Origin of the sequence: Rhizobium sp. F40D2 (assembly GCF_051810745.2) — a bacterium.
Classification (GTDB): Bacteria; Pseudomonadota; Alphaproteobacteria; order Rhizobiales; family Rhizobiaceae; genus Rhizobium.
Map to the genome: position 1 here is coordinate 2,014,479 of NZ_CM131436.1, position 14,307 is coordinate 2,028,785.

Consider the following 14,307-nt stretch of genomic DNA (forward strand, 5'->3'; position numbering starts at 1 on the left):
CGGCCTTTGCGCGACCTGCTTCAAAGCGCCTTTTCCAGTTCCGGCAGGGCTTCGAACAGATCGGCGACCAGGCCATAGTCGGCGACCTGGAAGATCGGCGCCTCCTCGTCCTTGTTGATGGCGACGATCACCTTGCTGTCCTTCATGCCGGCCAGATGCTGGATGGCCCCGGAGATGCCGGCGGCAATATAAAGCTGCGGGGCGACGACCTTGCCGGTCTGTCCGACCTGCCAGTCGTTCGGGGCGTAGCCGGCATCGACGGCCGCACGGCTGGCGCCGACGGCAGCCCCGAGCTTGTCGGCAAGCGGCAGGATGACCTCCTTGAACTTCTCGGCCGAACCCAGCGCCCGACCGCCGGAAAGGATGATCTTCGCCGAGGTCAGTTCCGGCCGGTCGGAGGCCGACAGCGCGTCCTTCACGAAACGCGACAGACCCGGATCGGAAACGGCCGCGATCGCCTCCACTGTTGCCGAGCCGCTTGTCGGCGCCGAAGTGAAGGAGGCGGTGCGCACGGTGATGACCTTCTTGGCATCACTTGCCTGCACCGTCTGGATGGCGTTGCCGGCATAGATCGGCCGCTTGAAGGTATCGGGGCTGACAACCTCGATGATCTCCGAGACCTGGGCGACATCAAGCAGGGCAGCCACCCGCGGCAGCACGTTCTTGCCGACCGAGGTGGCGGCAGAGACGATGGTGTCATAGCTGCCGGCCAGCGAGACGATCAGGTCGGCAAGCGGTTCGGCGAGATTGTTGGCAAGCGCGTCGCTTTCGGCCAGCAGCACCTTGGAGACGCCGGAAAGTTTGGCAGCGGCATCGGCCGCAGCCTTGGCGCCCTTGCCGGCAACCAGCACATGGATATCGGAGCCGATCTGGCTTGCTGCCGTCAGTGCCTTGGCGGTCTGGTCGGAAAGGCTGACATTGTCGTGGTCGGCCAGAAGAAGAATGGTCATGATGGTGTTCTCTCTTTCCTGCCTTAAAGCACGCCGGCTTCGTTCTTCAGTCTGTCGATCAGTTCGGCGACCGACTTGACCTTGACGCCGGCCTTGCGGCCACTGGGCTCCTCGGTCTTCAGCACCTTCAGCCGCGGCGTGGTGTCGACACCGAAGTCAGCCGGCGACTTCTTGTCGAGCGGCTTCTTCTTCGCCTTCATGATGTTCGGCAGCGAGGCGTAACGCGGTTCGTTCAGCCTGAGGTCCGATGTGACCACTGCCGGCAGCTTGATCTCGATCGTCTGCAGGCCGCCATCGACCTCGCGGGTCACCTCAGCCTTGCCATCGCCGATCTCGATCTTCGAGGCGAAGGTCGCCTGGGCCGAACCCAGCAGTGCCGCCAGCATCTGGCCGGTCTGGTTGCTGTCGTCGTCGATCGCCTGCTTGCCGACAATGATCAGACCCGGCTGTTCGGCATCGGCCACGCCCTTGAGGATCTTGGCGACGGCCAGCGGCTCGACCTGATCGTCGGTTTCGACCAGGATCGCCCGGTCGGCACCCATGGCAAGGGCGGTCCGCAGCGTCTCTTCGGCCTTGGCGGGGCCGATCGAGACCACCACCACTTCCTCGGCTTTGCCGGCCTCCTTCAGACGTAGCGCCTCTTCCACCGAAATCTCGTCGAACGGGTTCATCGACATCTTCACATTGGCAAGCTCGACACCGGAACCATCCGGCTTCACCCGGATCTTCACATTGTAGTCGACGACGCGCTTGACGGGCACGAGAATCTTCATGGTGTCCTTCCTTCAGGGGAAATTGGCTTCAGCGAAAATGCGCGCTCGCGCGCCATTTCGATTGTCGAATGGCGACATGGATACGCGCTTTTCCTCCAATTACAACGCTTCCATGCTAGCGGCGGGCGATTTGCCGGGCAATATATGGACGTTTACGTTCACGTCAATATCCTTGTCGGCGCCGACCCCAGGGAAGGCGTTGAAACTTGCGCCCGGCTGCGTCGACGGTGATGGCCGGACCGGCGCCGGGATCGCTTCTCACAGCCCGGGGCGTGACGATTTCCCGGTCGAAGAGCGGCACACCTGGCCGGCGCATTACCAGGATCAGAAGCGCCCCGGCAAGGATGCCGCCGACATGCGCGCCCCAGGAAACGTCGCCGTCGGGGGCGATCGCCAGCATGAAGAATTGCTGACCGATCCACAGAAGCAGCGGCACGAATGCCGGCAGCGGCAGTGGCACACGAAAGAAGACGAGCACCCAGACCTTGACGCGCGGATGCAGCAAGACATAGGCGGCAACCACACCGGAAATCGCCCCCGAGGCGCCGACCAGCGGCACCTGCGACGCCATGCTGAGCAGCCCGTGGCAGAGCGCGCCGGCGCCTGCGCAGGCGAGGTAGAAAATCAGGAAGCGCAGATGCCCCATCGCATCCTCGACATTGTCGCCGAAGACCCAGAGGAAGATCATGTTGCCGGCGAGATGCCAGAAGCCGGCGTGGACGAAGGCATAGGTGAGATAAGTCAGCGGTTCCGGCACAATTTCGAGCCCCGGCGCCAGCACCGCGTCGCCGAAGACGATGGCCGGGATGTAGCCGAGCCCGACTGTTGTCGCCTGGGCTGCCTGCTCGCTCTCCAGGCTGGTCAATAGCCAGATTGCGATATTGAGCGCGATCAGTGAGAGCGTCACCCACTGCACCTTGATATGTTTCAGCGTATTGGCGTCGTGAAGTGGTATGAACATCAAGGCCCCCCGGCGATCGTGATCGCGGCAAGCCTATCTGTTTTTTCCCGGAACCCAAAGCACATCCGCATGGCCTCTGTCATTGGCATGACGCGCGGCGACGAAGAGGAAATCGGAGAGGCGGTTGACATATTTCCTCGCCGGTTCGCTGACGATTTCGCCGTCGGTACGTGCAAGCGCCACCATCAAACGCTCGGCGCGCCGCGCAATCGTACGGGCCAGATGCAATTGTGCTGCGGCCGGGCAGCCGCCCGGCAGGACGAACGATGTCAGCGGCTCCAAGCCAGCGTTCAGCTGATCGATATCGCGCTCCACGCGGTCAACCTGCTTCTCGACAATCCGCAGCGGTTCATAGGCCGGCGGCTCGCCGGTATCGGGGGTGGCGAGATCGGCGCCGAGATCGAAGAGATCGTTCTGGATCGACATCAGCATGGCGTCGAGTTCGGGCAGGCCGGCCGTGTGCAGCCGCGCCAGGCCGATCGCGCAATTGGCCTCGTCGATCGTGCCATAGGCCTCGACGCGCAGATCGTCCTTTGCCCGGCGCGGGCCGGACACCAGCCCGGTCGTGCCGTCGTCGCCAGTTTTGGTGTAGATCTTGTTGAGCTTCACCATGTTGCACCGCCGGTGGGCGGGAGAGCCGAACCACCCCATCCTCCGTCATACTCGGGCTTGACCCGAGCATCCACGCCGCATCCATCAGCCGTTGTGGCATGAATCCTCGGCTCAAGGCCGAGGATGACGGAAGGTGGGGTTGGCATTGTCGTCAAATTTGCCCGTGCGTAGAGAGCTACCGCGTCAGGCGTCGTCTCACCACGCCCCTCATCCGGCTGCCGCCACCTTCTCCCCGTAAAACGGGGAGAAGGGGAAACGCCGCAGCCTCTCCGTCTCTCGCCAACGTCTCGCAGGGCACGTCCCCTCTCCCCGTTTTTTACGGGGAGAGGGTTAGGGTCAGGGGCGGCCATTGGTACGAGCCGGGCAGCCGTGGGCCTGACCCGAGGATCCACACCGCATCCGTCAGCGGCCGCGGCCTGGATCCTCGGCTCAAGGCCGAGGATGACGGAAGGTGGAGTTGGCTTTGTCGCCAAACCTGACCGGGGGTACAAAGACACGGCTTTTGGCATCATTCCTTCTCTATATTTCCTATTCGCGCCGATCATCAAAAATACTCACGTCGGCCGGCCGCCGCCGGTGATCCAGAGTGTCAGCATGATCAGGAAGATGGCGATTGCCTGCAACAGGACGCGAAGCTGCATCAGCTTGTTGGAACGGTTGGCGTCGCCGCCCTTCATCATATTGAAGAGGCCCCGGATCAGGACGAGGGCGACGCAGCCCATGACGATGATCGCGAGGATATAGGTGACCGTGGACATGGCATTCAGCTTTCTCAGTCCGTCCAGCGCATCAGGCGGTAGAAGAGGTCTGCCGGAAGCAGCCGCTTCAGGAACATGCCCTGCTTGGCCGGTGTCGTTACAGGATAATGTGGCCTCGGATTTTTCGAGTTCAATGCGTGTTTCAATACGGAATAGACGGCCTCCGGGCCAAGCTTGTGGCGGTTGACCGGGCCGGATCCGTCGAGCCTTGCCAGTTGCCTGACATAGTCGGCTGCGTGCGGCGAGTTCTCGACGTCGATATGCTCCCGGATCTTAGCAAGTGCGTTGGTGGTGAAATGTGTGGCGATCGGCCCGGGCTCGATCAGGCTCACGTGGATGCCGCTGCCCTGCAGTTCCATGCGCAGGGTGATGCTGAGGCCTTCGAGCGCAAATTTGGAGGCGGTATAGGCGCCGCGATAGCGATAGGGCACGACGCCGAGAATGGACGAGCATTGCACGATCCGGCCCTGGCCGTATTTGCGCATCGCCGGGATCACCTGCCGCGTCAATTCGTGCCAGCCGAAGAAATTTGCCTCGAACTGGGCGCGCAGCGTTGCCGTCGAAAGATCCTCGACGGCGCCCGGCTGTCCGTAAGCGCCGTTGTTGAATAGCGCGTCGATGCGGCCGCCGCTGCGTTGCAACACGGTGTCGACCAGCGCGGAAATCGTCTCGGGCCTGGCATAATCCATCAGGAGGGCTTCGATGCCGTCGGCTTCCAAGCCCGGCAGATCGTCCGGTTTGCGCACCGTTGCGAAGACGCGCCATCCGTCGGCTTTCAGCGCCCGCGCGCAATGAGCGCCGATACCGGACGAGCATCCGGTCACGACGATGCTGCGCTCTCCCGCCATGGAATGATTCCTGTACAAAATGGGACTCGTTTCCCATATTCGGCGAGAGGATACAATCTGGAAAGCTGGGGACGGAATGCCGAAGGCGCTGCGCACGATCTATGACGTGGTCTACGATGCGATCTGTCACATGGTCGAGGACGACGGCTTTGCCATGGCGAGCCATGTGGCGCTGTCGAGCCTGCTGGCGGTTTTCCCTTTCCTGATCTTCGGTACCGCACTGGCAAGCTTCCTCGGCGCCGATCAATTTTCCTCGACCGCCATCCATCTGATCTTCGACACCTGGCCCGAGGCGATCGCCAAGCCGCTGGCCGACCAAGTGCTGCAGGTGCTGACCATTCCGCGCGGCGGGCTGCTGACGATCTCGGTGCTGGCGGCCGCCTACTTCGCCTCGAACGGCGTCGAGGCGCTGCGTATCTCGCTCAACCGCGCCTACCGGGTGCAGGAGACGCGGCCGTGGTATTTCACCCGCCTCGCCAGCCTCGGCTATGTGCTGATCGCGGTGGTCATCTTTGCGGCGATCAGCATTCTGCTGGTCGCCGTGCCATTGGCGCTCGATTATGCCAGGAACTGGTTTCCGCTGTTTGCCGATACGCTCGACATCGTCTTCAGCTGGCGCATCTACGGCACGCTCGTCGTGCTGACCGTCGGGCTGCTGGTCATGCATCTCTGGCTGCCGGCCGGCAAGCGGCGGGTCTTCGACGTCATTCCGGGCGTACTGCTGACCCTGCTGCTCTGGCTCGCCGGGGCGCTGATCTTTGCCTATTATCTGGCGACCTTCGCCAACTATACCGCAACCTATGCCGGTCTCGCCTCGGTTATGATCGTGCTGATCTTCCTTTATATGGTCGGCGTCATCTTCATCATCGGCGCCGAGATCAATGCGGCGCTGATCAAATTCCGCGTCTTCCGGATGTTTTCCCACACGCTTTCGATTGTCGGCAGGCAGCGTGTGGAAAGGCCATCAGAGCCCGACAAGGCGGCGAACATCGGCCCCTGACATGCCGCGGGCGCGCAATTCGCCAATCCCGCTGTCGCCCTGACTTTTCGAAAGCTTGCGGCCGGCATCGTCGAGAATGAGACGATGATGGTGATAGACGGGCTGCGGCAGGCCGAGCAGCACCTGCAGCAGCCGGTGAACCGATGTCGCGGGGAAGAGGTCGAGCCCGCGCACCACATGGGTGACACCCTGGAGCGCATCGTCGACCACCACCGAAAGATGATAGCTCGACGGGGCGTCCGAGCGCGACAGGATGACATCGCCCCAAACTTCCGGCTCGGCGGCGATGTCGCCCGATCTGCCGTCGCCGGTTTCGGTCCAGAACAGCAGCTCGCCGATCAGGTCGAGCGCCTTGCGCATATCGAGGCGCCAGGCATGTTTCTTCCCGGAGGTCAGCATATCCCGCCATTCGTCTTCCGGGCGCTCGCGATCGTTTGCGGGGTAATGCGGCGTGCCGTCTGGATCGCGCGGCCAGGACCTGCCGGCGGCCTCATAGGCCGTGACGAGCGTCTTCACTTCGCCGCGCGTCAGGAAGGCCGGATAGACCAGGCCGCGTTCGATCAGCGCGAGCAGTGTTGCCCGATATTCGGGGAAATGTTCCGACTGCCGCCGCACCGGGCTTTCCCAGCCGATCCCCAGCCAGTCGAGATCGCTGAGGATGCCGGCCTCGAACTCGGGCGTGCAGCGCGTCTGGTCGATATCCTCGATGCGAAGCAGCAGGCGGCCATGCTCGGCCTCCGCCATGTCGCGGTTCAAGAGGGCGGAGAGGGCATGACCGAGATGCAACTGCCCGTTGGGGCTCGGCGCAAAACGAAAGACAGGTTTTTGACGCTCGCTCGTGGTCATGCTTTCTTCTGCCATGGATTTAGGTTTCGAACCACTGCGAGGCGATGTGCAGATCATCCGCAACGAAGACGACGTCAGGCAAGGGCTCGAAGCGCTGCTTCGTCTCGATCCGCGGCTTGTGCCGATCGCGGCCGATGCCGGGCCTGTGCCGCTGCGGCTGCGTGAACCGGGTTTTGCCGGCCTTGCCCATATCATCGTCTCGCAAATGGTGTCGCGTGCCAGCGCCGAGGCGATCTGGCGGCGCATGCAGCCGGCGGACGGTCTCCTGACTGCCGAAGGTTACACGCTGCTTCACGCCGAGGCCTGGCGCGACTTCGGCCTGTCGCGCGCCAAGGCCGAGACCCTCTCGCGGATCGCCGAAGCCGTTGCCTCCGGCCGCCTCGACCTTTCCGGGCTCTGCCTGAAGCCGCCTGGTGAAGCGCTTGGCGAACTCACGGCGCTGAAGGGCGTTGGTCCGTGGACGGCGGAGGTCTATCTGATGTTCTGCGGCGGCCATGCCGATGTGTTTCCGGCCGGCGATGTCGCGCTGCAGAATGCCGTGGGTGCGGCATTCGGTCTCGCGGCACGGCCTCAGGCAAAGGCGCTGACTGCGCTGGCGGAAGCCTGGTCGCCGTGGCGCTCAGTGGCGGCACGGCTTTTCTGGGCTTATTACGCCACGAGAACGCGCCGCGACATGGTACCGACCGGCTGATCGGCAACACTCTTCAAATTGCCTTTATCCTCTGAATTTATTGGACTTCACAATCCTGTAACAACCGGCCTAATATACAGGTGCAGATGCCGAATCGATCAGGAGAGTCCCTTGACGATTGCAGTCTCCCCACAGGCCCTGCCAGCGCTCGTTCTGAACGCTGACTACCGGCCACTGAGTTATTACCCCTTGTCGCTGTGGTCCTGGCAGGACGCGATCAAGGCGGTATTTCTCGACCGTGTGAACATCATTGCGGAATATGAGCATTCGGTTTCCTCGCCGAGTTTTTCGATGCGGCTTCCGAGCGTCGTGTGCCTCAAGACCTACGTTCAGCCGTCCCGCAATCCCGCTTTCACCCGGTTCAACGTCTTCCTGCGCGACCGGTTCGAATGCCAGTATTGCGGCGCCCATGACGATCTGACCTTCGACCACGTCATCCCGCGCGCCCATGGCGGCGAGACGACCTGGGAGAATGTCGTGGCTGCCTGTTCGCCCTGCAATCTGCGCAAGGGCAGCAAGTTGCCTAAGCAGGCGAGCATGTTCCCGGCGCAGAAGCCCTATCAGCCGACGGTGCAGGATCTGCATAATAACGGCCGGCTGTTCCCGCCGAACTATCTGCACGACAGCTGGCTCGACTATCTCTACTGGGATACCGAACTGCAGCCCTGATCAGGCCGCCTTGCGAACGCCAACGAAAGCGAAGGCGGCAAGCAGGATTCCGGCAATCACGTTCCAGCCCGCAAAAGACAGGCCGAGCACCCGGAGCGCCGCATCGGTGCAGGACGGACCCTTGATCGTGTTGAGTTCGCCGAGCAGGTCGCCGGCATTGGTCGTCATGCTGCTTGCCGTCGTCGAGCAGGTGGCCGGGCCGGGCCAGAAATGCCATTCGACGCCGGCGTGATAGACGCCCATGCCCGCGGTGACCAACATCAGCATGCCGGCGGCGAGAATGAGCGCACGGGTCATCCAGTTCGGCAGGCCGACGAGTTCCGAAACCGCGGCGAGGATGGCGATCGGGATGGCGTAATAATAGGGCTGGCGCTGCAGCAGGCAGAGCGCGCAGGGAATATAGCCGCCGATATATTGGAAACCAAGTGCCGTGCCGACCGCGGCCGCCATGCCGATGGCGAGCAATATGGAATAGACGAAGCCGGGGCGGGCGAGCGGCGAGGAAGTGGCAGTCATGGCGGAACTCCGCGAGATTTAGTGAGCGAAAGAGCGGTAGCCGACATATAGCACGATCACCGCAGTGGCACCGATGCCGACGATCTGGCCGAGGCGCTTCTCGATGAAATCCCGGATCGGCTCGCCATAACGGCGCAGCAGCCAGGCGAGGAAGAGGAAACGCGCGCCGCGGGCGACGATCGCCGAAACAATGAAAAGCCCCAGATTGACGTGAATGACGCCGGAGAGGATGGTGACGATCTTGATTGGCGGCAGATGCGCAAGTCCCGACGTGACGAGCAGCAACAGAATCGTCTCGTAGGTGACATAGGCCTTCATCTGCTCGAAGGCGTCGAGCTTGCCGTAGAATTCGAGAACCGGCCGCGCCACCGTCTCATAGGCGTAATAGCCGAGCGCCCAGCCGGCGATACCCCCGAGCACGGAAGCGATGGTCGCGATCACCGCGTAGCGATAGGAGCGTTCCGGCTTGGAAAGCGCCATCGGCAGGAACAGCACATCGGCGGGGACGAGAAAGACGGAGCTTTCGACGAAGGCGATGACGGCGAGCCAGACTTCGGCCGATTTGCGCGCGGCCAGAGACATGGTCCAGTCGTAAAGTCTGCGGAGCATTCCGTTCCCTTCCTGTTGCGGTGCAAAAAATCTTTAGGGGCCGTGCGCGGCGCTGTAAATGCTCGCCCGTGTCCTTCGTGCCACCCGCCGCCTAAAAATTTCGTGATGCGGGCCCCGCCGCCCCTCCCAAGATTTCACGTGATGGCGAATCGGCCATTCTGCGGCAAGCTGTCTCAAAGCGTGATGTCGAAAAGTGTGGGCGGTTTTTAGACGACGTCATGCTCCAGCTGAATTGGGGCGACGTGCAGGGTGGCAGGAGAATGTTCAAAGTGATCGAAGGCGGCCGCGGGCAAGCCGTGCACATGGCCGACCGGTCCGAAGAGGGCGGCAGGCCGAGCAGGGAGGATGTGCGCCGGGAAGCGGCGCGACGGCTGAGCGAAAGCGGCTATCATCCATCGCGCATCCGGGAATTTGCGACCGGCGTACCGATGGTGGCGTCGCTTAAATATTTGTCGCTGCAGATCGATTTTGCAGCCGAGAGCTTGTCGCGGCTCGACCCGATCCCGGAGGATTTCCGCGCCGACGGCTATTGGCCGGCCGGCTAAGGCAATCGCATATCGCAGTTCGCAGACATGCGTCGGTCTTGCCTCAGGAGAGGTCCATCGACTTTTCCCATTGCTGACGCAGGTCGTTCATCTCCGTGCGTTTCTGCGCCATTTCGCTGACTGCGGCGCGCAGATTGGGATGACGCGACATGAACATGTTGAAGTCGCGCCGTTCGAGCACTTCGAATTGGCAGAAGTCGACGGCGATGACGTCGGCGGTGCGTCGTCCGCCGGTCAGAAGCGCCATTTCGCCGAAGAATGCGCCGGGCTCGAGGCGGATAGCGCCGCTGGCGAGCCGGACTTCAACCGCCCCCGAAGAAATGAAATACATGCCGTCGCCGCGGTCGCCGCGGCGGATGACGCGTTCGCCGGGCGGCGCGGATTTTGCCTTGAAGAGCAGCAGCAGTTCCTCCTGCGCGTCTTCGTTGACTTGGGAGAACAAAGGAAAAGTCTCGATCAGCTGCTGCATTTTCAGTTGATGCTCGCGTTCGCGCTCCTCGCCGAGCGCCCTGATCTTTTCCAGTTCCTTGCTGAGCACCTTCTGTCTCGTCCTGCCGTAGCTTTCCCAAAGGGAGGGCCATCTCGAATGAGCAAATTTCTTCAACCGGTCGGTCGCCAGGATCACGATCGGGTTAAGCGTGATCGACAGGATTGCGGCGGCAAGGATCAGATCCTGACCCTCATGCGGCAGCAGCCCGAGCGAGACGCCAAGGCCGGCGAGGATGAAGGAGAATTCGCCGATCTGGGCAAGGCCGCCGGCCAATGTCAGCCCAAGGCCGATCGGATATCGCAGCAATATGACGATGAGGAAGGTGATGATGGCCTTGCCGAGGATGACGAGCGCCAGCGCGCCGATCACCGCCAGCGGCTGGCTTACCAGGATCGATGGGTCGAAGAGCATGCCGACAGAGACGAAGAACAGCACGGAGAAGGCGTTCTGCAGCGGCAGCGAGTCGGCCGCCGCCCTGTGGCTGAGCTGGGATTCGCTCATGACGACGCCGGCAAAAAAGGCGCCGAGCGCGAAGGAGACGCCGAAGATCGCCGCCGAGCCGAAGGCGATGCCGAGGGCGATTGCCAGCACCGTCAGCGTGAAGAGTTCGCGCGAGCCGGTGCGGGCGATCATCGTCAGCAGCCAGGGCACGATGCGAGGGCCGAGGAAGATCGCCATGGCGGCGAAGCCCGTTACCTTCAAGAGCGTCAGGCCGATCGTCAGCGCCAGGGAAAGCTCGCCGAGGCCGTGGTTGTTCGTCGCCGCGGCGTTGCCGCCGAGAAGCTCTGCGAGCGCCGGCAGCAGCACCAGCGCCAGCACCATTGCCAGATCCTCGACGATCAGCCAGCCGACGGCGACACGGCCGCTCGGCGCGTTGACGAGATTGCGCTCCTCCAGCGCCTTCAGCAGAACGACGGTGCTCGCCACCGACAGGCTAAGGCCCAAAACGATGCCGGCGCCGAGGCTCCAGCCCCAGAGTTTACAAAGGCCGATGCCCATAAGGGTGGCGAGGATGATGCGTCCGATCGCGCCCGGCACGGCGATCCCGCGCACGGCGAGCAGGTCGGAGGCGGAAAAATGCAGGCCGACGCCGAACATCAGCAGGATGACGCCCATTTCGGCGAGCTGGCCCGCAAGCGCGGTATCGGCGATGAAACCCGGCGTGAATGGTCCCATCAGAATGCCGGCGAGGAGATAGCCGACGAGCGGCGGCAGCCGTAGCCGGTCGGCGCCATAACCCAGGATCGCCGCGAAAACGAAACTGACGGCGACCGTTGCGATAAGCCCTACTTCCTGATGCACGTCCGACCCTTCCTGTGATGGCGGCGGCCACTCTGTACGAAGTACAAGCAAAATTAAACAGTTGATTTGGCGGGTGGCGGCCCTTGTTCGCAATCCTTGCGATCAGGCGTAGAACTGGTCTGCTGTGGTCTGCGCTAGGCCCGGGCGGTCGGTGATGTTGGAACCAGTTGCGTCTTGTCTCGTTGCCCTTTCATCAAGAAAGGAGAAACGACATGCGGAAGATCATCCTGAATTGTACTGTAGCGGCCCTTGCCGCCTGCTCGTTTGCAGCGCCTGTTCTCGCCGACAGCGTCTATGTGAGGGAACGTACCTATGATGACGGTTATCGTCATGAACGGGTCAGACCCGGCATCACCATCAGCGAGCGTGGCGTCACTTTCGGTGCGGTGCGCGAACGTGAGCACCGCCGCTATCGCGACAACGGCTGCGAAACCAGAAGTGTCACCCGCCAGACCGACGAGGGCGAAGTGACCAAAACCGTCCGGCGTTGCAATTAACTGGAAATACGCGACAATGACGAAGCCCGGTTCAAAGAGCCGGGTTTTCGCCTTTCGCGGCGCGCATACTCTCAATGCAGTGGTGAAACCCGTCCGTCGGTGTTATGAGCACGCCTTTGGTACAAGCGCATTCCCAGCGCAAACAACTCCTGCACAGGATCTTTTAGTATGATTGAGCTTACGCCGTCCCAGATCGCCGCACTGAAACTGGCCAGGGATGGAGACCTTTACCCTCAGCCTGCCAATAAATGGACGCATCAGAACGCGACGGTAACCTATGCGAAAAACGACCGTTGGAAAGAGCGGCCGCAGAAAATCAAATCGGTCACCGCCAAGACGCTGGGCGAGCTGAAGGAGCCGGGTTTCCTCGAGCGGCGGCATCTGGATGACGATGTCTCGAAAGACGTCTACGGCATCACCATGGCCGGCAAGATGTGGCTGCTGAAAAACAAGTAGTTTTATTCGGATACGAGTTCGTTCTCCCGCGTCAGCTCTTTCTTTGAAGCAAGGGCTACGCGGCGGCATTCGAGATGATGGTGCTGCCAACCGGAGCGCTATCGAACCAGTCCGCCTTCGTTCCTGATGGAACTGCGGCGCGACAGCCTTCGCTCTGTGAGCTCCGGCTCGCCGAGCCGAAGCTCACAGAGCGAAGGCTGGTGCCCCATGCCGGGGTCGAACCAGCACTTCTTTCGAAACTCGATTTTGAGTCGAGCGCGTCTACCAATTCCGCCAATGGGGCAACGGAGTGAACGGGCGGCTGTCTAACATGTGAGCGCCCGCACGCGCAAGACGCGCGAGTGAAGTTATCAGACTGATCCGGTAGAGAGTTCCGGCCGTGTTTCGAGGCCGGAGCCATATATCTATTCTCAATGGGCAGTGGCGGGTGCCGGGCTGGTCAGGCCGGACTTCTTCAGCGTGATCGCCAGGATCGAGGCCAGCAGGCAGAAGGCGCCGGCGACGAAGAAGGCGGGCAGGTAGCTCGACAGCTCCGTGCGCGACAGGCCGGCGCCATAGGCAGCGGTGGCGGCGCCGAGCTGATGACCGGCAAAGACCCAGCCGAAGACGAGGCCTGCCTTTTCGCGACCGAAGCGGTCGGCGGCGATCTTGACGGTCGGCGGCACGGTGGCGATCCAGTCGAGGCCGTAGAAGACCGCGAAGATGGAGAGGCCGTAAAAGCTGAAATCGCTGAAGGGCAGATAGAGCAGCGAGAGGCCGCGAAAGCCGTAGTAAAAGAACAGCAGCCAGCGATTGTCGAAGCGGTCCGACAGCCAGCCGGAGCCGATCGTGCCGAAGAAATCGAAGATGCCCATGACTGCCAGCACACTGGCGGCGGCCACCGGCACGATGCCGAAATCGCCGCAGAGGGTGACGAAATGGGTCTGGATCAGGCCATTGGTGCTGAGCCCGCAGATGAAGAAGGTGGCAAACAGGATCCAGAAGGTCGAGGTCTTGGAGATTTCCCTCAGCACGGTGATCGGTGTCATCAGCGCGACGCCGAGCGAGGTGCCTGCCGGCGGCGGTGTCACCTGCGTTTCGCCGACGGACGGCAGGTTGAGGTCGGCCGGCCGGTCTCGCATGAAGGCCAGCACGGCCAAAGCTGCGACCATGATCATGGCGCAGACGAAAAACACCGTCGATCGCCAGCCGTAGCGCTCCGTCAGCTCCGCCATCAGCGGCAGAAAGACGAGCTGGCCGGTGGCAGAGCTCGCCGAAAGCATGCCGACGACGAGGCCGCGATGCTTGGTGAACCAGCGGGTTGAGACCGTGGCCGCGAGCACCATGGCCGTCAGACCTGTGCCGAAGCCGACGACGATGCCCCAGAGCGCCAATAGATGCCAGAGCTTGGTCATGAACAGCGAGCCGATAAAACCGGCGCCGATCAGAGCCAGGGCGAAAACGATGACCTTGCGGACGCCGAAATAATTCATGAAGGCGGCGGCGAACGGACCCATGAAACCGAAAAGGATCAGGCGGATCGCAAGGGCCGAGGAAATCTGCGAGGTCTCCCAGCCGAACTCGTCCTGCAGCGGTTTGATGAGAACGCCGGGTGCGCCCATGGCGCCGGCCGTGACCAGCATGGTGAGGAAGGTTGCGGCAACGACGACCCAGCCGTAGTGGATGTTGCGCCGGGCAAGGGTGGAGGCAAGGGCTGTGGAAACCATGGGCGAGATTCCGTTCGGATTCAGCTTCGGGAAGATACGGGAATGATTTACATGATGGTCATCATATTTCTTGCCTAT

17 protein-coding genes and 1 tRNA gene are annotated in these 14,307 nt (G+C 62.2%); 6 read left to right on the top strand and 12 right to left on the bottom strand.

The window, feature by feature from the left end; translation table 11 throughout:
• Positions 1-20: 20 nt before the first annotated feature.
• The 6 genes from ACS4RS_RS09730 to ACS4RS_RS09755 all read right to left on the bottom strand — a co-directional run bounded on the left by ACS4RS_RS09730 (position 21) and on the right by ACS4RS_RS09755 (position 4,902).
• The gene (locus tag ACS4RS_RS09730; RefSeq protein WP_439011134.1) at positions 21-950 is read right to left on the bottom strand and encodes an FAD-binding protein; all 930 of its coding nucleotides are present in this window, start codon (positions 948-950) and stop codon (positions 21-23) included.
• Between the two features lie 23 nt (positions 951-973).
• On the bottom strand, positions 974-1,723 hold the full coding sequence (locus ACS4RS_RS09735) for an electron transfer flavoprotein subunit beta/FixA family protein (protein WP_439011133.1): 750 nt from the start codon (positions 1,721-1,723) through the stop codon (positions 974-976).
• 163 nt (positions 1,724-1,886) lie between these two features.
• A complete protein-coding gene (locus ACS4RS_RS09740; protein WP_439011132.1) occupies positions 1,887-2,684 on the bottom strand; it encodes a rhomboid family intramembrane serine protease in 798 nt (265 codons plus the stop codon).
• A gap of 33 nt (positions 2,685-2,717) precedes the next feature.
• Entirely contained in the window at positions 2,718-3,296 is a 579-nt protein-coding gene (locus tag ACS4RS_RS09745; RefSeq protein ID WP_439011131.1) for a cob(I)yrinic acid a,c-diamide adenosyltransferase, read from the bottom strand.
• Positions 3,297-3,850: 554 nt separating this feature from the next.
• Positions 3,851-4,054 (bottom strand): twin transmembrane helix small protein, encoded by a 204-nt coding sequence (locus tag ACS4RS_RS09750; protein ID WP_003589977.1) that lies wholly within the window; start codon positions 4,052-4,054, stop codon positions 3,851-3,853.
• A 14-nt stretch (positions 4,055-4,068) separates the two neighbouring features.
• The gene (locus ACS4RS_RS09755) at positions 4,069-4,902 is read right to left on the bottom strand and encodes an SDR family oxidoreductase (RefSeq protein WP_439011130.1); all 834 of its coding nucleotides are present in this window, start codon (positions 4,900-4,902) and stop codon (positions 4,069-4,071) included.
• A gap of 76 nt (positions 4,903-4,978) precedes the next feature.
• Here ACS4RS_RS09755 and ACS4RS_RS09760 point away from each other — a divergent pair, with 76 nt between their 5' ends.
• Positions 4,979-5,902, top strand: coding sequence for a YhjD/YihY/BrkB family envelope integrity protein (locus tag ACS4RS_RS09760; RefSeq protein ID WP_439011129.1), 924 nt, complete (start codon positions 4,979-4,981; stop codon positions 5,900-5,902).
• Here the strand turns inward: ACS4RS_RS09760 and gluQRS are convergent.
• Positions 5,867-6,748 (bottom strand): tRNA glutamyl-Q(34) synthetase GluQRS, encoded by an 882-nt coding sequence (gluQRS, locus tag ACS4RS_RS09765; protein WP_439011128.1) that lies wholly within the window; start codon positions 6,746-6,748, stop codon positions 5,867-5,869. The two genes, ACS4RS_RS09760 and gluQRS, sit on opposite strands and share 36 nt — an antisense overlap.
• Between gluQRS and ACS4RS_RS09770 the strand changes: the two genes are divergently transcribed.
• Both ACS4RS_RS09770 and ACS4RS_RS09775 read left to right on the top strand, forming a co-directional pair.
• On the top strand, positions 6,747-7,439 hold the full coding sequence (locus tag ACS4RS_RS09770) for a DNA-3-methyladenine glycosylase family protein (protein WP_439011127.1): 693 nt from the start codon (positions 6,747-6,749) through the stop codon (positions 7,437-7,439). The two genes, gluQRS and ACS4RS_RS09770, sit on opposite strands and share 2 nt — an antisense overlap.
• 111 nt (positions 7,440-7,550) lie before the next feature.
• On the top strand, positions 7,551-8,108 hold the full coding sequence (locus tag ACS4RS_RS09775) for an HNH endonuclease (protein WP_003567029.1): 558 nt from the start codon (positions 7,551-7,553) through the stop codon (positions 8,106-8,108).
• On the opposite strand, the gene ACS4RS_RS09780 is transcribed toward ACS4RS_RS09775, so the two are convergent.
• The gene (locus tag ACS4RS_RS09780) at positions 8,109-8,624 is read right to left on the bottom strand and encodes a disulfide bond formation protein B (RefSeq protein ID WP_439011126.1); all 516 of its coding nucleotides are present in this window, start codon (positions 8,622-8,624) and stop codon (positions 8,109-8,111) included.
• Between the two features lie 18 nt (positions 8,625-8,642).
• Complete coding sequence (locus ACS4RS_RS09785; RefSeq protein ID WP_439011125.1) at positions 8,643-9,233, bottom strand: YqaA family protein; 591 nt, start codon at positions 9,231-9,233, stop codon at positions 8,643-8,645.
• 260 nt (positions 9,234-9,493) lie between these two features.
• Here ACS4RS_RS09785 and ACS4RS_RS09790 point away from each other — a divergent pair, with 260 nt between their 5' ends.
• The gene (locus ACS4RS_RS09790) at positions 9,494-9,778 is read left to right on the top strand and encodes a hypothetical protein (RefSeq protein ID WP_439011859.1); all 285 of its coding nucleotides are present in this window, start codon (positions 9,494-9,496) and stop codon (positions 9,776-9,778) included.
• Between the two features lie 43 nt (positions 9,779-9,821).
• Here ACS4RS_RS09790 and ACS4RS_RS09795 read toward each other — a convergent pair whose 3' ends face one another.
• Positions 9,822-11,570, bottom strand: coding sequence for a cation:proton antiporter domain-containing protein (locus ACS4RS_RS09795; RefSeq protein WP_439011124.1), 1,749 nt, complete (start codon positions 11,568-11,570; stop codon positions 9,822-9,824).
• A gap of 212 nt (positions 11,571-11,782) precedes the next feature.
• Between ACS4RS_RS09795 and ACS4RS_RS09800 the strand changes: the two genes are divergently transcribed.
• Both ACS4RS_RS09800 and ACS4RS_RS09805 read left to right on the top strand, forming a co-directional pair.
• Positions 11,783-12,067 carry a hypothetical protein gene (locus tag ACS4RS_RS09800; protein ID WP_439011123.1) on the top strand — a complete coding sequence of 95 codons (285 nt, stop codon included), beginning with the start codon at positions 11,783-11,785 and terminating at the stop codon, positions 12,065-12,067.
• A gap of 168 nt (positions 12,068-12,235) precedes the next feature.
• A complete protein-coding gene (locus ACS4RS_RS09805) occupies positions 12,236-12,523 on the top strand; it encodes a hypothetical protein (RefSeq protein ID WP_003589997.1) in 288 nt (95 codons plus the stop codon).
• 198 nt (positions 12,524-12,721) lie between these two features.
• On the opposite strand, the gene ACS4RS_RS09810 is transcribed toward ACS4RS_RS09805, so the two are convergent.
• Positions 12,722-12,806: transfer RNA gene (locus ACS4RS_RS09810), tRNA-Leu, on the bottom strand.
• Positions 12,807-12,933: 127 nt separating this feature from the next.
• Positions 12,934-14,229 (bottom strand): MFS transporter, encoded by a 1,296-nt coding sequence (locus ACS4RS_RS09815; RefSeq protein WP_439011122.1) that lies wholly within the window; start codon positions 14,227-14,229, stop codon positions 12,934-12,936.
• Positions 14,230-14,307: the final 78 nt, after the last annotated feature.

Coding starts and splice junctions, on each gene's coding strand:
- ACS4RS_RS09740 (WP_439011132.1), bottom strand. CDS start 2,684: ATGTTCATACCACTTCACGACGCCAATACGCTGAAACATATCAAGGTG.
- ACS4RS_RS09770 (WP_439011127.1), top strand. CDS start 6,747: ATGCTTTCTTCTGCCATGGATTTAGGTTTCGAACCACTGCGAGGCGAT.
- ACS4RS_RS09730 (WP_439011134.1), bottom strand. CDS start 950: ATGACCATTCTTCTTCTGGCCGACCACGACAATGTCAGCCTTTCCGAC.
- ACS4RS_RS09800 (WP_439011123.1), top strand. CDS start 11,783: ATGCGGAAGATCATCCTGAATTGTACTGTAGCGGCCCTTGCCGCCTGC.
- ACS4RS_RS09755 (WP_439011130.1), bottom strand. CDS start 4,902: ATGGCGGGAGAGCGCAGCATCGTCGTGACCGGATGCTCGTCCGGTATC.
- ACS4RS_RS09745 (WP_439011131.1), bottom strand. CDS start 3,296: ATGGTGAAGCTCAACAAGATCTACACCAAAACTGGCGACGACGGCACG.
- ACS4RS_RS09785 (WP_439011125.1), bottom strand. CDS start 9,233: ATGCTCCGCAGACTTTACGACTGGACCATGTCTCTGGCCGCGCGCAAA.
- ACS4RS_RS09780 (WP_439011126.1), bottom strand. CDS start 8,624: ATGACTGCCACTTCCTCGCCGCTCGCCCGCCCCGGCTTCGTCTATTCC.
- ACS4RS_RS09735 (WP_439011133.1), bottom strand. CDS start 1,723: ATGAAGATTCTCGTGCCCGTCAAGCGCGTCGTCGACTACAATGTGAAG.
- ACS4RS_RS09750 (WP_003589977.1), bottom strand. CDS start 4,054: ATGTCCACGGTCACCTATATCCTCGCGATCATCGTCATGGGCTGCGTC.
- ACS4RS_RS09815 (WP_439011122.1), bottom strand. CDS start 14,229: ATGGTTTCCACAGCCCTTGCCTCCACCCTTGCCCGGCGCAACATCCAC.
- ACS4RS_RS09805 (WP_003589997.1), top strand. CDS start 12,236: ATGATTGAGCTTACGCCGTCCCAGATCGCCGCACTGAAACTGGCCAGG.
- gluQRS (WP_439011128.1), bottom strand. CDS start 6,748: ATGACCACGAGCGAGCGTCAAAAACCTGTCTTTCGTTTTGCGCCGAGC.
- ACS4RS_RS09790 (WP_439011859.1), top strand. CDS start 9,494: ATGTTCAAAGTGATCGAAGGCGGCCGCGGGCAAGCCGTGCACATGGCC.
- ACS4RS_RS09760 (WP_439011129.1), top strand. CDS start 4,979: ATGCCGAAGGCGCTGCGCACGATCTATGACGTGGTCTACGATGCGATC.